The following is an 18,515-nucleotide window of genomic DNA, read 5'->3' on the forward strand; positions in this document are numbered from 1 at the left end:
TGGCAACGATTTCGAAAAACATTTCCGCATGAAGTATGCCGCCCGATTAATTGACATTCACAAGACTTACCAACTGGGCGAGCACCTGGTGCGGGCCTTGCGCGGGGTCTCTGTCGATTTTCCAGAAGGCGATTATGTAGCCATCATGGGTTCCTCCGGAAGCGGCAAGAGCACTATGCTCAACCTGCTGGGGGCTCTCGATCGTCCCACCGATGGACATTACATTCTCGCTGGTCACGATGTCAGCGAACTCGATGACGATCAGCTTTCTGAAATTCGCAACAAGCTGATTGGCTTTATTTTTCAGTCGTACAATCTGATCCCGCAATACACGGTGCTGGAAAACATTCAGGTGCCTCTGCACTACCGCACCCATCAGCGCACTATCAGTTCGTCCGATATGAATCGTTGTCTGGATCTGGCAGGACGTGTGGGATTAGCCGAGCGTCTTGATCACCGACCATTCCAGCTTTCCGGTGGTCAGCAGCAGCGTGTCGCCATCGCGCGTGCACTCATTAACGATCCCGAAATCATTCTCGCTGACGAACCGACTGGAAATCTCGATTCCACGACCGAACAGGAAATCATGCAGCTTTTGGGCGAACTCAATGCCGAGGGCCGCACGATCATTATGGTGACGCACGAAAACTCCGTCGCCCGCAAAGCCAAGCAGCAGATCATCATGAAAGATGGCAAGATCGCCGGCTTCGGCCTCTTCTCAGATGATACCCACAGCAAATAGCCCGCCCGCCTGCCAGCGATCTCTGTGCCATGCCTGTGTTCTGTCATTACGCTTCACACGACCTTGGGTGGCACGACCCTGCAGGCTTTGCGGAAGGGCGTGGTCTTTGCGCTTTTCAAATTCATACTTTCATACCGCCGGGTGATTGAGGTCGAATATCTTCTTCCGCCCCCAACAACTTAGCGTTGCCAGCACGAATGCATCCGAAACATGCACGTATGAATTTCAAGGCTGTTTCTCAAAAGCGATCAGTGTCCAATCAACTGGCGGCAAACGAGGACGTTTGACAACAGCCACCCAGAATTCAAGCCTCGCCTCATGCCCGAATGCTTTATGCAACGGGTCGAGGTGATGGTTATGATCAATCAGATCTTCCGTGAGAATACCGACTGCAGGACGGGAACTTCATGAATCTCAAACAACGGCTCTTGACTCTATGTGCTCTGGCTTTATGCCTGGCATTCCACTGGGAAGATCCTTCAGTTCTGGCTGCTGAAACCACAGGAAAGCCCCAGGTTTCCAGACCCAACATCGTGCTCATCTATGTGGACGATCTGGGTTATGGCGACATCAGTTGCAATGGTGCCACGCTGGTCAAAACGCCGCATGTCGATCGACTGGCTCGCGAGGGACTCAACTTTTCCGATGGCCACTCACCGTCGGCGACCTGCACTCCCTCGCGCTATGCCATGCTCACAGGCGAATATGCCTGGCGGAAAAAAGGGACTGGAGTTCTTCCCGGCGACGCCCGGCTGATTATTGAACCGGGCCGCCGCACTCTCGCTTCGACACTTCAAAAAGCGGGCTATCGCACAGGCGTCGTCGGGAAATGGCATCTGGGATTAGGAGACGAAAAGCTCGACTGGAACGGCGTCATCAAGCCTGGTCCTCTCGAAGTCGGTTTTGATGAATCATTCATCATGGCCGCCACGGGAGATCGAGTCCCTTGTGTCTACGTCGAGCAGGATCGTGTCGTCAATCTTGACCCCCATGACCCAATTAAAGTCCAGTTCGGCAAACCGATTGATCCTGCCTTACCCACTGGGAAATCGCATCCGGAATTGCTCACGGTCATGAAACCGAGCCACGGTCACGACATGACGATTATTAATGGCGTCAGCCGGATTGGCTATATGACAGGTGGCAAGGCCGCTCTTTGGAACGATCAGGAGATGGCCGATGTCTTTACCTCAAAAGCACTCCAGTTCATGACGGATCATCGGGCTCGCCATGCGGATCAGCCGTTCTTTCTGTTCTTTTCGCTGCACGATATTCACGTTCCCCGCCTGCCTCACCCCCGCTTTGTGGGCAGCACCAGCATGGGCCCGCGCGGCGACGTGATCGTCGAAATGGATTGGTGTGTGGGTCAGGTGATCGAGAAGCTCGCAGCCTTAGGAATTGATGACGAGACGATGGTGATTTTCACCAGCGATAATGGCCCCGTCGTCGACGATGGTTACAAAGACGAAGCCGTCACAAAGCTGAGCCATCATCAACCGGCTGGCTGTTATCGAGGTGGTAAATATAGTGCCTATGAAGGGGGAACTCGCGTTCCCTTCATCGTGCGCTGGCCGGGCCGCATTCAACCAGGGACATCAAAAGCGTTGATGTGCCAGATCGATTTTATGGCCTCGCTGGGCAAGCTGGTGGGTCAACCGGTCCCACCCCAGGAAGCCTATGACAGTCTTGATGTCCTTCCCGCATTATTGGGGGAATCACAGGCAGGTCGTGAGCAACTGGTGGAGCACTCGGGAGTTCTGGGCTTACGCGCAGGCTCGTGGAAACTGATTGAGCCCGGCAAAGCCCCGCCTGTTTTTCAGCAGACCAATACCGAAACCGGCCAGCTCCCCAGACCTCGCCTGTTTCATCTCGAAGACGATCCCGGCGAAACCCGCGACCTCGCCGAAAACCAACCCGAAAAAGTCAAAGAACTCCAGGCCCTGCTCGAGAAAATCAAAGGTAATAACTAGTCAACGAGCAATCGACGTATAATTAACGAGCCGAAAGCGTCAGCGACGGGCATTTGTATTGTCATAATATTTAGTATATTTGCCACGAAGAAAAGTAAAGAGCACCCGTCGCTGACGCTTCCGGCTCGTTGACTATTGTGGCTCGCTTGGGTCGAGTCGTGGGGTGTAGACCGACATCTGCTCGCCTTGTGCGTTGACGACGTAGGCGATCGCCGCTTCCAGTGACTTGGTATCGTTGAGGTATCGCGTGCTGCCGTGTTGAGTCCAGCGTTCACGCTCTGCATCTTCGCCAAAGGTTTCCCGTAATCGACGGCTCGACCACGCCTTCAGATCGCTCATCACCTTCTCCGGCGGTCGTGACGCGGTCAGAAGAATATGTACATGGTTGCTGCGGACGTGAACGGCGTGAAGACTCCACGAACGATGTGCGCAGACCTCGCGAATCGTGTTCAGGACAACTTCACGGTGAGCGTGATCGAGCAGATAAGGTGCGTGGCGTAATGACTGGTGTCGACGAGCTTCCAGTTCTGCATCAGGAGCAACAAACGGAGTGCCAGGAAGATTGTGCTGACGATCCACCGATCCCGGATCCCGACCATGCAGCCATGTGCCATACGTCGTGAACGTGATGAAGTAAGCCAGCGGTGGAGTCAAGGCGCGATTTCCTTTGACATACGTTTGCTAATACGAGCCGGAAGCGTGAGCGACGGGTTTTCTTCTACTCTTCTTCGCGGCAAACTACACTAGATGTTATGACCATACAAATGCCCGTCGCTCACGCTTCCGGCTCGTGATTCTTTATATACCGATCAACTCTCGTGCGGTTTCGAGTTCTTTTCCCAGGCCCGCGATGATCGCTTCCGTCCGGGGTTGTCCCGGGAGGACGTTCCAGGTGTAGGTTTCCACTTCCAGATGTGGGGCGTAGGGAAGACCCTCAATGGCTTTAAGTGCCGCTTCAAGATCCGGCCTCGTCGTGAAGAGCGGGCCAATCGAAACTTCCGAAATCGGCACATGGTAATGCACGCGCCAGCTCTCAGCCTGCTGGAATTCGAGTGGTGGTGCTGCCAGAAATTCTTCCGTCAGATCGGTCTGGCGAATGAACCCGCTTTCCTGCCGGTCGCCCGAGATACAGCGGGCAATCGTCTGGTGCAGGTAGCGCGGCTCGACATAGCTTTTGAGAGCCGCCTGAACTTCGGGAGTGAGAGGTTGCCTTGCATCGATCGCACAGCTCAGATGAACCTTGTTGATGCGAATACCGGCTCGTTCAATGGCGTGAATGGCCTGATCGGCAGGTTCGAATTCAACCGCCTGATGACAGACGTCGTAGCACAACCCGAGATGCGTTCTGGCCTGTGAGAGCATCCCCTTCTCTTCCGCCTGACGAAACAACTGTTCGAAAAAGGCAATCGCTTCGTCCGTCGTTTCCAGCAGGCAGAGAGGTTCCGGTTCAATGGCCAGCCGGATCAAGCGGCCTGTGGAATCGTGCAGGTCATCGAGGGCCATGGCGAGATCGAGTAACTGACGGATGCAGAGACTTTGAAAATCTCCCGTAGGTTCATGCGGCTTGAACGCGAGTGGCAATGTCGACAGGCTGCCTTGCAGATCTTCGGGGAGCAGTGCCGCCAGAATGCGGGCACAATTCAAGGTGTAATCGTACCGCCGGGGAGACGACCAGTCGGGAAGATAGACCTGATCTTTGACTCGCTCGGAGTGAAAGTTTCCGTACGGGAAGGCATTGAGCGTATAGCAGGTGAGATTTCGTGAGGAAAGCGCCACGCGAAGTTCTTCGAGAGCCTGGGGCGAAGCGAGTAACTCGTCGATGATGGTGGCCTGCAGCCATAATCCGACGGCAAGTTCGCCACCGCTGGCCTGGCGAACAGGAAGGGCGAAGGTATCGAGACCTAGAATCACTTCAGCGAGAGTTTGAGCCGGATGAACGTTGGTGCAATAGCTGAGGGGCAAAAGTGGAAAGGTCATGAGATCTTCCGGCTGTAGGTTCGCAAGCTGAATGTGGGTCCTGTTCGGCACTCCTCATCATGCCAGCTTTTTCAGGCCAAGGCACTCCTGCGAAGCCAAGAAGCAGGTCGAAAATGGGATCATGGCCCATTCAGCCATTTTCGCCACCAGCCGCAAGCTGCTCCCGCGCGGGGGCCGGCATGCTGGTCGACACGCTGCGAACTGTGACCAGTTCTTTGGCTTCGTCTGTGACTTCGAGGGGAGGAATGGCCGAGGTCGCAACCGGAGCGTGAGCAGGTGACTTTGCACCGGCAGCGCGATACTGCACCACGAGAACCGAGGCCAGCACACCGACGACACAAACCAGTTGCAGTAAAGTGAGCGGTTCTCCATCAAGCCAGGCCCAATAAAATGCCCAGAGAGGTACGAGATTCGTCACCATCCCGGCAAACAGCGGGCCTTGATCGCGAATGAGAATGTTGAACCCATACATGGCTAATCCCGTTCCTGCCACACCGAGGATCGCCACAGCACCAATCGCGGTGATCCAGTCGATCCGGGTGGCATCCGGGGCCGCAGATTCGGTGAACCAGGCAAGTGGCAACAGGATGAGTGCAGCGGCAGCGAGTGCGACCAGTGTCAATTCGAGAGGATTCGCATCCTTCATCGTGCGGCGAATGATGACATTCGAGAAGGCGTAACCTAAGGGGACTGAAATCAGTACAGCCAGGTCGAGCAATGGCAGGTTCTTATGAATCTCGCCAGCGAAGAGCACAATGAGGAACGAAAGAGCAGCCAGCACACCCCAGAATTGCCTCTGGGTGGGCCAGACACCCAGAAGTGGTATGGCAATAAAGATGGTCATCAGTGGATTGAGGCTCACACTTCCACCCACGATAAAACTGCCATTCCGCTCGACCAGCCACGGCTGCACCACATAAGGCCAGGTGAATCCGAGTAAAGTGACGATGACCAGTGGCCCCAGATGTTTTCTCCGAAGAGTTCGAGATGGACCAAGCCACCAGAAAATCAGTCCCAGTGCGATGGCACCACCCGCCACACGCCAGCCGCCAATTGTGATGGCTTCGAGGACAGGATTGGCCTTCTTCATCAGGATGAAGCTGCCTCCCCAGACAGTACAGATCAGTAGAAACAGCAGATAAGGCACATCATCCTCAAGTCAAAATGCTCAGTCCATTCCGAGCGTACAGACAGTTGTTCATCAAAGCAGCCAGTGTATTGCTCGATCCACAGGCTGGGGGAAAATCTTCTAGCGGATCATAGCGGCTGATGATGGCCAGTCTTTCAGTCCTACAGCGATTCTGAACAGATTTCAGCCCAATGGCGGCTGATCCTCCCGACCTTCACACAATTCTGACAGGGAATCCGACATCGAAACTCAGAAAAAGTTCGCTGGGAGGGCATTGTGTAGAGACTAACTCATCAGTGGAGTTTATGGTCAATGATGATACCGCATTTGCCATTCAATGATGGGGCAGAAGTTTCCAACAATCTTGAAACCGACTTGATTGGTCGTGACTTATCGAAGTGAGCCTATCACGGTAATGTCGCAAACTGTCATGAGGTGACAAAAACTCTTTGGCAATGATCGGGTGGCGCAGTTATTGTCGCGGGCGTTGTGATGGAACATTCGCTGTTCCCGACTCCCTGGGTTCCCGTTGATGAAGGAGGTCTCCTGTGCGTCCAAATCCTGGCTGCTGGTTTGAAATTTATGTCGATGATCTCGACCGCGCGACGGCTTTTTATCAGACCGTCCTCGGAACAAAGCTCGATCAGTTGCCCAGCCCGGTCGACAATCTGCAGATGATGACCTTCCCCATGTCGATGGACGGCCCGGGAGCCTCGGGGGCTTTATGCAAAATGGAAGGCATGTCAGCCGGAGGAAACAGCACCATGATCTACTTCAGTTGCGAAGACTGCGCTGTCGAAGCTGGGCGCATTGAAGCGGCCGGTGGCAAGCTGATGATGCCCAAAACATCGATTGGCATGTACGGCTTCATCGCCACAGGGATCGATACAGAAGGAAACGCCTTCGGTCTGCATACGGCCCCCTCGTTTTGATCCCGCTGAACTCCTCAATATGACGAGAGGCCGATGGCGTGGGAATTTACCCATCGGCTGTCATAACCCGCCCTGTGGCAACACTCGTATTGGCCTCGTTCTGGAAAGTTCCTGCACAAAATGCCTGCACCCGCTCCTGCCCAAACTTTGCTCCCGGAAATCGCTGCGCTATTGCCCGCCTCGATCGATGACACATGGACTTACGGGCAAGTGAAAGCCGTGGAAGACTTGCTCATCGAGCAGGGAACCTTCCACTTCCCGAGGCTGGAGACAGGTCTCTTTGCAGCAGCGACATCGGCCGCCGATGACTTTCATCTGACGGGCTATCAGAACGTCTGGGTGCGGGACAACGTGCATGTGGCCCATGGCCATTTTCTCTGGGGTGAACAGACCATCGCCGTCCAGGATGTGCAGGCACTTCTGGCATTCTTTGCGACGCAGAAGCAGCGACTGGTGAATATGATCGAAGGGCGAACCACTCCCGATCAGATCCAGCAGCGGCCGCACATTCGCTTCAATGGGAGAACTTTGACCGAAAACAGCGAGTCGTGGTCTCACGCCCAGAACGATGCCCTGGGCTATTTTCTCTGGCTCACTTCCCGGCTCGCGACCACCGGGCAACTCGAGCTTTCCATCGAACAAGCCGCCTTGCTCAATGAGTTCCCGCATTACTTCCAAGCTATTGATTACACGACCGATGAAGACAGTGGCCACTGGGAAGAAGAACGCAAAGTCGAGGCTTCGAGCATCGGTGTTGTCGTGGCGGCTCTCAAGCAGTGGGCTGTCATTCTCGATGAACACCCTAAGTTCCGCACGGCTGGCCGGGGTGCGACGTCGGAGTTCTGCAGTCAATTAGTGCATCGTGGTGAAGACGCACTCGCCCGAATTTTGCCCTATGAATGTCGGCAGGAGAATTCGAGAAAAGCACGCGCTGTCGATGCGGCTCTGCTCTTCCTGATCTGGCCGCTGCAGGTGACAACAGAGCCCATGGCCCGCACCATTGTGGCCAATGTGAGTGACCAACTGGCGGGGCCTTATGGCATTCGACGCTACCTGGGAGATTCCTACTGGTGTGCCGACTATCGCACGCTGGTCAGTGCTGAAAAACGTTCGACCGATTACAGCGAAGATCAGTCGGCCCGCGACCAACTCTTGAAGAAAGGTTTCGAAGCGCAGTGGTGTCTGTTTGATCCGATCATTTCGATCATTGCTGGCGAATGGTATCGCGCGCACGGCCAGCCGGAAGATCTGGCGCTGCAGAAGTTCCACCTGCTGCGGGGACTCACACAGCTCACTCCGCCAGAGAGCCGCTTTGGTCCCTATAAATGCCCCGAGTCCTACTTCTGCGAAGCGGGAACGTACATCCCCAACGACATCACGCCGCTGTTGTGGACTCAGGCCAATTTGCGCCTGGCACTGGTCGGCATGCTTCAATCGCTCTCGACGTAACGACAATTTTTTCAGCAGGTTGGGTCACTCCTGGCACGACACTCACCAGCGACATTTTCTACTCGATTAACCTTTTACAAACAAAATTCATTTTTCCTGTCCATCATCTTTTGCCAATTACGCATTGATCTCTGAGGGTCTGCGAAGAATGCAAGTTGAGAGGTTGATGGTATGCATCCGGATGACAAAAAGACGGGCACGCCCGATGAAGAATCGATCTTTCTGGCGGCCATTGACATCGAAGACTCTCAGCGGCGAAAGGCTTATCTCAACGAGGCTTGTCAAGCCGATCCTGTCTTACTCAAACGAGTAGAAGCACTGATCAAAGCGCATGAGGAATCGGGCGCTTATCTGAAGATTGCCGGCCTCACTAATTCTGCGGGCAATACGCGCGACGATACCGATGCTGAACCCCATGCTTCATCAGCTCCTGCAGGAGAAATCACCAGTATCGATTCGATCAGCAGTCAAGAACGCCTCGATTTATCGATTCTTACGCCCTCGACCAAGCCCGGCTCACTGGGGCGATTGCAGCATTATGAAATCGAAGAAGTTCTGGGAAGTGGCGGCTGCGGGACGGTCTTTCGCGCCTTCGATGAAAAGCTCCACCGCCGAGTGGCTCTCAAGTTGATGGCACCCGAATTGGCTGTCACATCGCCAGCCAGAAAGCGGTTTTTGCGCGAAGCACGAGCCGCAGCAGCCATTCGCCACGATAATGTTGTGCAGATTTATGCCGTCGAAGAGCAGCCGCTCCCTTTCATCGTGATGGAGTATATTGCTGGGAAAACGTTGCAGCAGATGCACGAAGAGAAAGGGCCGTTCTCCATTGATGAAGTCGCTGCCGTCGGTCAACAGATCGCCAGTGGCCTCGGCGCTGCTCATGCGACCGGGCTGATCCATCGGGATATCAAGCCAGGGAATATTCTGGTCGAAGATGGTACGCATCGCGTCAAAATTACCGACTTCGGGCTGGCACGCACGGCCGACGATGCGAGCATCACGCAAAGCGGCGTGATTGCCGGTACGCCGCTCTACATGTCTCCCGAGCAGGCACGCGGCGAGCCACTCGATTATCGTTCGGATCTGTTCAGCCTGGGGAGTGTGCTGTATGTCCTCTGCACGGGCAGGCCTCCCTTTCGTGCTGCCAATACGATGGCTGTCCTCAAGCGGGTCGTGGAAGATACGCCGCGGGAAATGCACGATATTGTTCCCGAGATCCCTGTCTGGCTGATTGATATTGTCGAAAAGCTCCATGCCAAAGACCGTGAAGCACGTTTTCAATCAGCCATCGAAGTGGCCGCCCGGCTGAATCTGCGCGACAAAGCTCCCCAACCCGCTGAGTCTGAACTCCCTCAGGGCGATGCGAAGCCTCTCAGTTCACAGAGCGAAAAACAGCCTTCTCAACAAGAACCTGCCACGACGGTTTTTCTCGCGGGTTCGCACAGTTTTTCGACCAGTTTTTCGAACTGGGCGACCAGACCATTGGGCATGGCGGCTCTTGTTCTGCTCGCCCTGCTGGTGGGCCTGGGGATGACAGAAGGGGCAGGCGTTACCTCGGTGACGAAAACCATCATCCGGCTCTTCACTCCCACGGGAACACTCGTTGTCGAAGTCGATGATCCGAACATCTCCCTGCGAATCGATGGGCAGGAGATTGTCGTGACGGGTGCCGGCGTGAAGGAACTGCGACTACAGCCTGGCCAGTACGAAGTCGAAGCAAAAGAGGGAGAAGCTCTGATCCTCAAGCAACTGGTCAACATCTCCAGCCATGGCCGGGAAGTACTCAAGATCAGCCAGGAGGCGACTCGAAAGCCCACTCAGGCAACAACCCCAATCGGCCAGTCCCCTCCCGCGAACGGGCTTTTCAAAGATCGTACAGCCACCATTCGCAAAGGTCACTGGACGGTCGAAGGGGATGAAGTCGTCCAGTCGGCGACGATTGAATCACATGTCAGTTTTGGGAACCCGGAATGGACGGACATCGATTTCAGCTATGAGACGATGACCACTTCGAATGCCGCCGACAGTCAGGGAGGCATCGGCCTGTTTCGCGTACTCGATTTCAATAATTTGCTGAGTTTCCCCTTGGGTGTGTATGGCGGACGAGCGATTGAACTCAATCGCGTCATCAAGGGAAAATGGAGCCGTGATAACGATGGCGGATATTTGAATTTCACCTTCGAGAAGCAGCGGTGGTATCAGGTCAAGCTGCAGCTTCGAGGCGATAAAACCACCTGTTTTCTCGATGGAACACAGGTGCTCACAATGACTGATCCTCATCGTCTGCAAGGAAAGGTGGGATTCGCCAGTTGGAACTCGGCTGTGCGCTTTCGCAACATTCGCGTCACCGATCCGCAGGGAAATCTGCTCTGGGAAGGCGCGCCTGATCTGCCGCAGGCTTCACCAGCAGCACCAATTCCACCCACGTCGAAAACGGAAGCTCCTGCACCCGTCCTGACTTTGCAGCATACCGACCCTGTGCGCTGGGTGGCTTTCAATAAAGATGGTTCGCGGATTGTCTCCGCCAGCAATGGGGATGATCACGAAATTCGCGGCGGGATTCGTTATCACGTGGCGGGGAAGGATAACACAGTTCGCGTGTGGGATTCCCGAACCGGGAACGAGTTGTGCCGCCTGCGCATGACGGAAGGGAGTCATTACGGGCCGCAGGGAATTGCCATCTCACCCGATGGAACAACGCTCGCAGCCTCTTCGGGCTGGGCAACAGCCAATGGCCCTTCGGAGCCGCGAGTCTACGTGTGGAACCTGGAAACCGGCGAGCGACTGCATCACTTCCCGCTGGCCGATAATCACTGCGTGCGGTGTGTGGCATTCTCGCCTCGGGGAAGTGTGGTAAAGCTCACCCGGAGTGGCAAAGGGGGCATTAACTCATGGACATTACCAGGCGGAAATGAACTGCCCCGGGTCGTTTTTCAAGAGACACCGCCCGGCGTGGAAGCACCGCGCATGTCATTTTCTCCGGATGCGAATTACCTCTTGAGTGCGGTCTGGAATGGGCCGGGTGATTGGCTTGCGTGGAATACCGAGAACGGAGAGATCGTCAAAACGTTCAAAGGCCATACCTCGCCACCAAGTCATGTGGTGCTTTCGCCCGATGCCCGCCTCGCACTCTCCTGCGCACCAGACTTCACCATTCGCCTGTGGGACTGGCAGACCGGCAAGCAGATTCTCTGCATCGGTGATGATGAAATTCTGGATGATCGCCCCGTTTGTGTGGCTTTCAGCCCAGAAACCTTTTGTCTAGCGGTGGGCTTTTCCTCGGGTGAAATCATCCTCTACGAGATTGGTAATGTTCGCGAGTTAACCCGGATGAAGGGCCATACCGGCTTAGTCCATGATCTGACCTTCTCGGCAGATGGCCAGCGACTAGCCACAGCAGGCGAGGATCGAATCGTCAAAGTCTGGAACTTACCGATGGAATTGTATCGGGCCGCTCAGATTGACGCGGATCGAAGAGCCGCCGAGTATGTCCTTTCGAAAAAATGTCGCATCTGGATCAATGATGAACAGGAGAGCCGCACCAGCCTGGATGGGGTTTCGACGAAAGAGCCATTCCGGCTGACCGGGGTGGAATTCTTTCCGATCTCCGCGATTGATCCCCAAGAGTTTGCCGTGTTTCGTCCCTGCAAACACATCAAGAAGCTGCACTTCCGGTCGGCGATTATCACCGACGAGCATCTGCAGGTCTTCGATCAAATGGAGTCGCTCAGAGAGATTATCCTGATCAGTACGCGCGTCACAAGAAAATCGCTGATTTCGTTTCGACCGAATCAATCCCTGAAAAAGCTGGAACTCTGGGGCATCGCATTGCAGGCGGGTGATTTGAAGCATTTTGCCGACAGCCCGTTCGAGTCTTTGGATTTGGCTCACACGGGGTTACCAGCGGGGGAAATCCGTACCTTCACCAATCTGAATCAGTTAAATAACCTGCGTTTGTCGGGAACAGGAGTCGATGTGGCCGACCTCGAATTCCTCAAGTCACTTCCCAACCTCTACGCTCTGGCAATCGACAGAACAAAGCTGGGAGATGAGGCGATCGCACCCATTTCGCAAATGCCGGCACTTGCATCTTTAGTGATTTACAACACGCAGATCACAGATCAATCACTTTTGAAAATGGCCGGGATGCCGAAACTGAAATATGTGTTGATCAGTGGCACAAAGGCCACAGCCGAAGGTGTGGCCCGGTATCGCCAGGAGCGGCCGGACTGCGCAGTGCTCTGGAATGACGGTTCGAAATCAGGGATGGCACCGACCTTGAAAATTCCAGAGGTGACGAAGCAGCCTCAGGATGACCGGGAGGCAATTCGCTATGTCTTGCAGAATGGTGGTGGTGTCTGGATTGAGGGACGAAACTCTTCGGTCTGGGTACTTGAAGAACTCGACTTCACCAAACCAATTGAACTGACCGGCATTCACCTGGTGGAACGTCATCAACTGAAGGCCAAGGATTTTTCGGTCTTTCAGCAGTCGCTTTCCATGAGACGGGCCGATTTTCAATTCTCTGAGATCGATGATGAACACCTGGAACATCTGAAGGATCTGCCGCAACTGGCCAAATTGAATATCACGCAGTGTTCTCAAGTGACGGGATCAAAAGTCCGTCAGTTCAAGCATCTGACAGACCTTGCTGCCTGGTTGGTACCTCTGCAGGATGGCGATCTGGAAGTGATCGGGAAGAATCGAGTTCAGGTTATGAATCTGGGTGGTACCGAAATCACCGGGAAAGCACTAGGTTTCTTGAAGGATCTCTCGGAACTCCGCGAATTGAATCTGGCCTACACGAAGATTCAGACTGCCGATCTGGAGCGTTTCAAAGAGGCTCTTCCACTCGAATCGCTCAATCTCGCAGCGACAAAGATTACCAACCGGGCAGTGATTCCCTTCAAAGCCTTGCCCAACTTGCAGAAAGTCGACCTGAGTGAAACGTTGGTTGATGATGACGTGTTGGCGATATTGGTAGAGATGCCCATGCTGTTTGAAGTGAATCTCACCAAAACCAAAGTCACGCGCGACGCGGTTCAGAAATTTCGGGAGCAGAAGCCACTTTGTGAAGTCACCTTCGAGGGAGAGGTACTGCCTCGCTTTGCCAAAGATGGTGACCAGCAGGTGAAACGTATCCGAGCCGACCGGAGTGCCGCGAGATTGGTTTTGAGACTTGGTGGTTCAGTGACCTTGAATGTGGCGAATGACCGACTTCAGGGCCCTCACGCAACAATTCCTGCTGGAATATTCCAGTTGCAGGGAATCAGTCTGGAGAGAGTTAAAAACCTTCGTGCTGAGGATTTCAAAGTGTTTGCGAACTGCCGAAATCTCCAGAGTTTAGATCTGTCGGATTGCGGGCTGAACGACGATTGCCTCAAGCCATTTGACGGCATTGAGACCATTACGGAATTGAAGCTGAATACGAACCAATTCTCTGAGGCTGGTTTCGAGTATTTTCGGAATTGCAAACAACTCTCGAGGTTGTCTGCCTGGGCTGTTCCAGTGACCGATCAGTTCGTCAAATCGGTGGCCAATCCACATTTCACCATGCTCAATCTCGGTGCGACCCGGATCACCGATGCCTCGCTGGAAGCTTTTGGCGGTTTTTCAAAATTGACATGGGCCACGTTAAATCTCACCGGGCTGACTGACAAAGGCGTCGCCTGCCTGAAGGACGCGAAACAACTTACCTACTTAGGACTCAACGCCAGCAAAATCACGAATCAATCGGCGCAGGTATTCGCCACCCTGGAAAGTCTGGAGGGACTCTACCTCAATGAGACCCGCTTTTCCGATGCTGGTCTTGATCAGTTGAACAAAGCTCTACCCAAACTCCGCATCCTGGAGCTCAAGAAGACTCCAGTGACCAAGGATGGCGTCCAACGATTTCAGAAAAATCATCCGAACTGTCGGATCATCTGGGATGGTGGTGAAGTTCCGCCTGCGGGATAAACGGAGTTATCCGGTCTGTTACTAATGTTCCGGAAAAAGTCTCCGCTCGCATTCATTGTCAATCATCGGCATGATCCATTCGTTTCCGGGATCCGTTCTTGTTTTGAACAGACCCACGATGAGTACAGACTCGATGACACAGCCAAGAGATTGACCATGGAAGACGAACTCCCACTCCCGATTGCGGGTGAAGCCGAAGAACACACGCTGATCTCTGAACAGGAACCAGAGATTGGTGGCAAGTCGGCATTCCTGGCCCAGATTCGCGAAGTGGCCGACAAGCTGGCACATGATCAGGCCACGCGCGGCGATATCAAAATTATTGCCCGGGCCATCAAAGAACTGCGTTACGCCTTCAAGGTCTTTACTCCCTATCGACTCCATCGCAAGGTGACTGTGTTTGGTTCGGCCCGCACTCCGGCCAATCATCCCGATTATCTCTCATCGGTCGAGTTTGGCCGCCTGATGGCCAAAAACAACTGGATGGTCTTAACCGGAGCCGGGGGCGGCATCATGGAAGGAGCTCATGTCGGTGCCGGTTTGCCCATGTCGATGGGTGTGAACATCCTGCTTCCCTTCGAGCAGCAGGCCAACTCGATCATTGATGGTGATCCGAAGCTGGTCACGTTTCGGTTTTTCTTTACCCGCAAACTGATGTTCGTCAAAGAAGTCCATGCCATCGTGGTCTATCCGGGTGGCTTCGGAACACTCGATGAACTCTTTGAAACACTCACGCTGATTCAGACCGGGAAGCGGGACATGCTGCCCATCGTGCTGGTCGATCAGCCCGATTGCAATTACTGGTGTGCCCTGCAGGATTTCATTCGCCATCAACTTCTGGAGCGTGGCCTGATCTCACCGGCTGATCTTTCGCTCTATCGAATCGTCCATTCGCCGGCAGCCGCTGTTTCTGAGGTGCTGGGCTTTTACCGTGTTTATAACAGCATGCGATTCGTCAAACAGAATCTGGTGCTCCGGCTGAACCACCCCATCAGCGATGAACTGCTGGATCAGTTGAATGTCGAGTTTGCCGATCTTCTTATTTCAGGCACGATCGAACGGACAGCCGCCCATCCCTTCGAAGCGGACGAGCCCCATTTGAAAGATCTCCCCCGCTTGCGTTTTCATTTCCAGCGGCGGGAAACCGGGCGTCTGCGGCAATTGATCGACGCCCTCAACCTTTCGCCAGAACTTCCGTCGCCAGAACTTTCCTCTCAGCAGCCATCGTTATCGTGAGGGAAGATGCTCAAAAGGTTTGACGATTGAACCGGCAGGGAGTGTCAACGGGCCTTCCAGAACGGCATGCGGGCCAATGTGGCTGTTCGGCCCGATTTCGACCGCACCGCGGATGACAACGAAAGGTTCGATGACGACATCGGCCGCGATCTTCGCCTGAGGATCAATCGACACCAGCCGGGGATCCACAATGGTCACACCTTCAGCCATCAAGTGCCGATCGGTTCGATCTTTGATGACCTGTGCCACCTCGGCCAGTTGAACACGCGTATTGACGCCCATCGCTTCTTCGATATCGAAGCAGTCGGCTGCAATCACTAATTCTCGATCGGCTTTAAGCAGAGCCGGTGCATCTGTGAGATAATACTCGCCCTGAGCATTGGTGGGCTGGAGTCGCTCAAGAGCACTGGCGAGCTTCTGACCATCAAAGGCGTAGCAGCCGGTGTTGATCTCCTGAATTCGCTTTTCGGCAGGTGTCGCATCGCGTTCTTCAACAATGCGCAAAAACTCACCTTCGGGAGAACGGACAATGCGGCCCAACCCTTCATTGGCCTGAGTCCTGGCTGTCCCAATCACAGCCGCCGCACCAGCCCCTTGCGCAGCGAGGAGTTTTTTGAGTGAATCGACTTTGAGCAGTGGAGTATCACCAGAAAGAATCAGCACTGGCCCCTGATGCGTCTGCAGGGCTGGCAGACACATTTTGACGGCGTGGCCCGTTCCCTTTTGCTCGGTCTGTAAAGCGAATTCGACATCTTTGTGATGTGCCAGAATCGCCTGGACTTCCTCGGCTCGATGGCCCACAACGACAACGAGTCGTTCAACACCAGCGGCGCGGGCAGCATCAAAGACATATTCGACCATGGGGCGACCGAAGAGTGGATGCACGACTTTCGGGAGTGCCGATTTCATGCGAGTGCTTTTGCCAGCCGCGAGAACAATTGCCAGTGGAGCCGCCATGTGAGCGTGAGACCTTGTGTTGAAAGAAGCCATGTGTAGGGTGCATGCCAATGCACCAATCTTTTGTGGCGTCAAAAACTTGTTGTGGATAGCAACGTCGAATGTGGTGCATTCCGTTGTCGCTGCATGCACCCTACCTGATTTGACACATGCCTGGGGGTGGCTGGAACGATTTCAGCGGGAAGTGTCTTTTCTATGTTTTCTGCTGCCTTGTGCCATGCTTGCGGCTCTGAGCAAGCATGCTCTGTTGTCTTTTGAGGATCGATTTCAAACGCAAGTCTGGCATGCTCACTCAAAGCCGTGAGCATGGCACGAAGCGACTTGCGGCAGGCGGGTGACTGCCCTACCTGCTCCCTGCATGCACCCTTCAAAGGCAACTGTAGGGTGCATGCCAATGCACCAATCTTCTGTGACTTCATGAGCTTCTTGTCGATAGCAACGTCGAATGTGGTGCATTCCGCTGGCGCTGCATGCACCCTACCTGATTTGACATTTGCCTGGGGGTGGCTGGGGTCAAACGTCTTCGTTTGCGCCCAGTTCCCGAGACGATTTCAGCGGGAAGTGTCAACGCCCACGCCCTTCGGCGGACCTCAGGGACGTGCCACCCGTTGTAATATGTTGTTTGACTGCGGCAGGCGGGAGCCTGCCCTACCTGCACCCTACGCAAAGACTCCATCTGGCAGCGATGTTTAGAAGCGAATACCAAAGCGGGCCATGAAGGTATCAGAGAGGTTGAAGTTTGGTGTGCCATACTTGAAATCGACATCACGTCCGAGGACAGCACCGACTTCGATAAACTTCTCGTAGTAACAGTGATCGCTCCGCACACCCAGCATGACGCGCCAATCAGTGAACTGAATCTGCTCGGCGATATCCGGTCCCTGCATCTGGATCTGGTAGCTTTCTGCATAGAAACCACCGGAGACATAAAGCCAGTGGCTCCCATTGAGGAAATTCCCCATGAAGTAACTGATCTTGCCTCGGGGGAAGAGTACCTGAAACTCCCAGCGATCATTGGGCAACCAGATCACACCGCCATAAGGCAACAGAAAGTTATCCACGCGATCCCAGTAGGTGACACCACCGACAATGGTGAATGTGGGAGATGCCTGATAGACCAGAGCAGCAGTACCATCCCAGTTGAACGCATCGGAATCGAGGCTGGCAGCCAGGTCCGTGTTGATCGAAGGATTGAAGCCCACCCGTACACCCCAGCCATTGACCGGGACGGTATCGAGCTGCATATCAAGGCCAAAACGATAGACCTCACCCGGCAGGTTGGGAGAAAGTGGGCCATCCCAGAATCGCATGCCGAATTGCGGGGCGATGGAGAACAAGCCGCCGCGTCCGATGATCGTGTTATAGCGCAGTTCACTATCGATTTCGAAGATTTCCATCCGGCCACTGGCATTACCACCGGTAGCGCTGGCGGGAGCGAGATAGCCCAGTTCAAGGCTGGGAATCCATCCGGTACGGAAAGGTTGCGGGCCATTGACTCCAAAGACCTGGGAACCTCCGAAGGCATTCATCGAATCAGGAACGGCGTTTCCTGGATATTGCAGAAAAGGATCCTGATAACCCCCTTGCGGGGCCAGATAAGGGGCCTGATCGGTCGGAACCTGATATTGAGGAGATGCTCCAGTTGGTGGAGCCCCCAACGAAGGATTGTAAGGTTGCTCAAATGTGGGGGAAGGAGATTGCGCTCGAATGGCCTGCTCGAATTCTTCCGAGCGATTGTAGCCAATCAGAGACGATGTCTGATCATTGGCATAAGTGAATCGTGGCCCTTGTGGCAGAAAACTCTGAGCCTGTGCCGGAACATTGTGGAGGAGGCAAAAGGTGCATGCCAAGACCACGCTGACCCATCTCCACGCGAATGAAGAGAGTTGGCGAGAGCCCGAAAGCTTGTAATAGTCAGGAGATCCATCCATGGCAAAGCTCCAGCAGCCACAATTCCTGCCCGTCAATTTCACTCGCATGATCCTCATGACGAGTGGACTGGCGATTGATCAATCATTCACGAACCATCGAGCGGGAACAGTTCGCACGAAGGCCCTTGAGAGCTGGTCAGTGGCCGCAGTGAGAATGTTGGGGAAATCGGCAATTTCGTCAACATCATTTCCGGCAAGGATTGCCGATGGCAGAATGTGTGAATTTCGATAAGG

General features: G+C 54.3%; 12 protein-coding genes. 7 read left to right on the forward strand and 5 right to left on the reverse strand.

What is annotated here, in order from left to right:
- Positions 1 to 28 precede the first annotated feature (28 nt).
- Both A6X21_RS13935 and A6X21_RS13940 read left to right on the forward strand, forming a co-directional pair.
- Positions 29 to 742: an ABC transporter ATP-binding protein gene (locus A6X21_RS13935; RefSeq protein ID WP_068848837.1), complete on the forward strand. Its 714-nt coding sequence runs from the start codon at positions 29 to 31 to the stop codon at positions 740 to 742.
- 407 nt (positions 743 to 1,149) lie between these two features.
- Positions 1,150 to 2,712 carry a sulfatase family protein gene (locus A6X21_RS13940; RefSeq protein ID WP_068848839.1) on the forward strand — a complete coding sequence of 521 codons (1,563 nt, stop codon included), beginning with the start codon at positions 1,150 to 1,152 and terminating at the stop codon, positions 2,710 to 2,712.
- Positions 2,713 to 2,844: 132 nt separating this feature from the next.
- On the opposite strand, the gene A6X21_RS13945 is transcribed toward A6X21_RS13940, so the two are convergent.
- From A6X21_RS13945 to A6X21_RS13955, 3 genes are all read right to left on the reverse strand, one after another.
- Positions 2,845 to 3,366 carry a transposase gene (locus tag A6X21_RS13945; protein ID WP_068848841.1) on the reverse strand — a complete coding sequence of 174 codons (522 nt, stop codon included), beginning with the start codon at positions 3,364 to 3,366 and terminating at the stop codon, positions 2,845 to 2,847.
- 144 nt (positions 3,367 to 3,510) lie between these two features.
- On the reverse strand, positions 3,511 to 4,689 hold the full coding sequence (gene eboE / locus A6X21_RS13950) for a metabolite traffic protein EboE (protein ID WP_068848843.1): 1,179 nt from the start codon (positions 4,687 to 4,689) through the stop codon (positions 3,511 to 3,513).
- Between the two features lie 130 nt (positions 4,690 to 4,819).
- The gene (locus A6X21_RS13955; RefSeq protein WP_068848845.1) at positions 4,820 to 5,836 is read right to left on the reverse strand and encodes a DMT family transporter; all 1,017 of its coding nucleotides are present in this window, start codon (positions 5,834 to 5,836) and stop codon (positions 4,820 to 4,822) included.
- A gap of 530 nt (positions 5,837 to 6,366) precedes the next feature.
- On the opposite strand from A6X21_RS13955, the gene A6X21_RS13960 reads away from it, so the two are divergent.
- From A6X21_RS13960 to A6X21_RS13975, 4 genes are all read left to right on the forward strand, one after another.
- Positions 6,367 to 6,750 (forward strand): VOC family protein, encoded by a 384-nt coding sequence (locus A6X21_RS13960; RefSeq protein ID WP_068848847.1) that lies wholly within the window; start codon positions 6,367 to 6,369, stop codon positions 6,748 to 6,750.
- 120 nt (positions 6,751 to 6,870) lie between these two features.
- Complete coding sequence (locus A6X21_RS13965; protein ID WP_083233613.1) at positions 6,871 to 8,199, forward strand: glycoside hydrolase family 15 protein; 1,329 nt, start codon at positions 6,871 to 6,873, stop codon at positions 8,197 to 8,199.
- A 171-nt stretch (positions 8,200 to 8,370) separates the two neighbouring features.
- Positions 8,371 to 14,157: a protein kinase domain-containing protein gene (locus A6X21_RS13970; RefSeq protein ID WP_068848849.1), complete on the forward strand. Its 5,787-nt coding sequence runs from the start codon at positions 8,371 to 8,373 to the stop codon at positions 14,155 to 14,157.
- A 156-nt stretch (positions 14,158 to 14,313) separates the two neighbouring features.
- The gene (locus A6X21_RS13975; protein ID WP_068849117.1) at positions 14,314 to 15,393 is read left to right on the forward strand and encodes an LOG family protein; all 1,080 of its coding nucleotides are present in this window, start codon (positions 14,314 to 14,316) and stop codon (positions 15,391 to 15,393) included.
- Here A6X21_RS13975 and A6X21_RS13980 read toward each other — a convergent pair.
- Both A6X21_RS13980 and A6X21_RS13990 read right to left on the reverse strand, forming a co-directional pair.
- Positions 15,385 to 16,383 (reverse strand): NTP transferase domain-containing protein, encoded by a 999-nt coding sequence (locus tag A6X21_RS13980; RefSeq protein WP_240490266.1) that lies wholly within the window; start codon positions 16,381 to 16,383, stop codon positions 15,385 to 15,387. The two genes, A6X21_RS13975 and A6X21_RS13980, sit on opposite strands and share 9 nt — an antisense overlap.
- A 656-nt stretch (positions 16,384 to 17,039) precedes the next feature.
- Positions 17,040 to 18,281, reverse strand: a complete 1,242-nt coding sequence (locus A6X21_RS13990) for a hypothetical protein (protein WP_068848855.1) — start codon at positions 18,279 to 18,281, stop codon at positions 17,040 to 17,042.
- Between A6X21_RS13990 and A6X21_RS13995 the strand changes: the two genes are divergently transcribed.
- Positions 18,280 to 18,513 carry a hypothetical protein gene (locus A6X21_RS13995; RefSeq protein ID WP_068848857.1) on the forward strand — a complete coding sequence of 78 codons (234 nt, stop codon included), beginning with the start codon at positions 18,280 to 18,282 and terminating at the stop codon, positions 18,511 to 18,513. The genes A6X21_RS13990 and A6X21_RS13995 overlap by 2 nt on opposite strands.
- The last annotated feature ends 2 nt before the right edge of the window (positions 18,514 to 18,515 follow it).

Origin of the sequence: Planctopirus hydrillae, from assembly GCF_001707835.1 — a bacterium.
Taxonomy (GTDB): domain Bacteria; phylum Planctomycetota; class Planctomycetia; order Planctomycetales; family Planctomycetaceae; genus Planctopirus; species Planctopirus hydrillae.

Coding starts and splice junctions, on each gene's coding strand:
- A6X21_RS13970 (WP_068848849.1), top strand. CDS start 8,371: ATGCATCCGGATGACAAAAAGACGGGCACGCCCGATGAAGAATCGATC.
- A6X21_RS13975 (WP_068849117.1), top strand. CDS start 14,314: ATGGAAGACGAACTCCCACTCCCGATTGCGGGTGAAGCCGAAGAACAC.
- eboE (WP_068848843.1), bottom strand. CDS start 4,689: ATGACCTTTCCACTTTTGCCCCTCAGCTATTGCACCAACGTTCATCCG.
- A6X21_RS13980 (WP_240490266.1), bottom strand. CDS start 16,383: ATGGCTTCTTTCAACACAAGGTCTCACGCTCACATGGCGGCTCCACTG.
- A6X21_RS13935 (WP_068848837.1), top strand. CDS start 29: ATGAAGTATGCCGCCCGATTAATTGACATTCACAAGACTTACCAACTG.
- A6X21_RS13995 (WP_068848857.1), top strand. CDS start 18,280: ATGGCAAAGCTCCAGCAGCCACAATTCCTGCCCGTCAATTTCACTCGC.
- A6X21_RS13990 (WP_068848855.1), bottom strand. CDS start 18,281: ATGGATGGATCTCCTGACTATTACAAGCTTTCGGGCTCTCGCCAACTC.
- A6X21_RS13965 (WP_083233613.1), top strand. CDS start 6,871: ATGCCTGCACCCGCTCCTGCCCAAACTTTGCTCCCGGAAATCGCTGCG.
- A6X21_RS13940 (WP_068848839.1), top strand. CDS start 1,150: ATGAATCTCAAACAACGGCTCTTGACTCTATGTGCTCTGGCTTTATGC.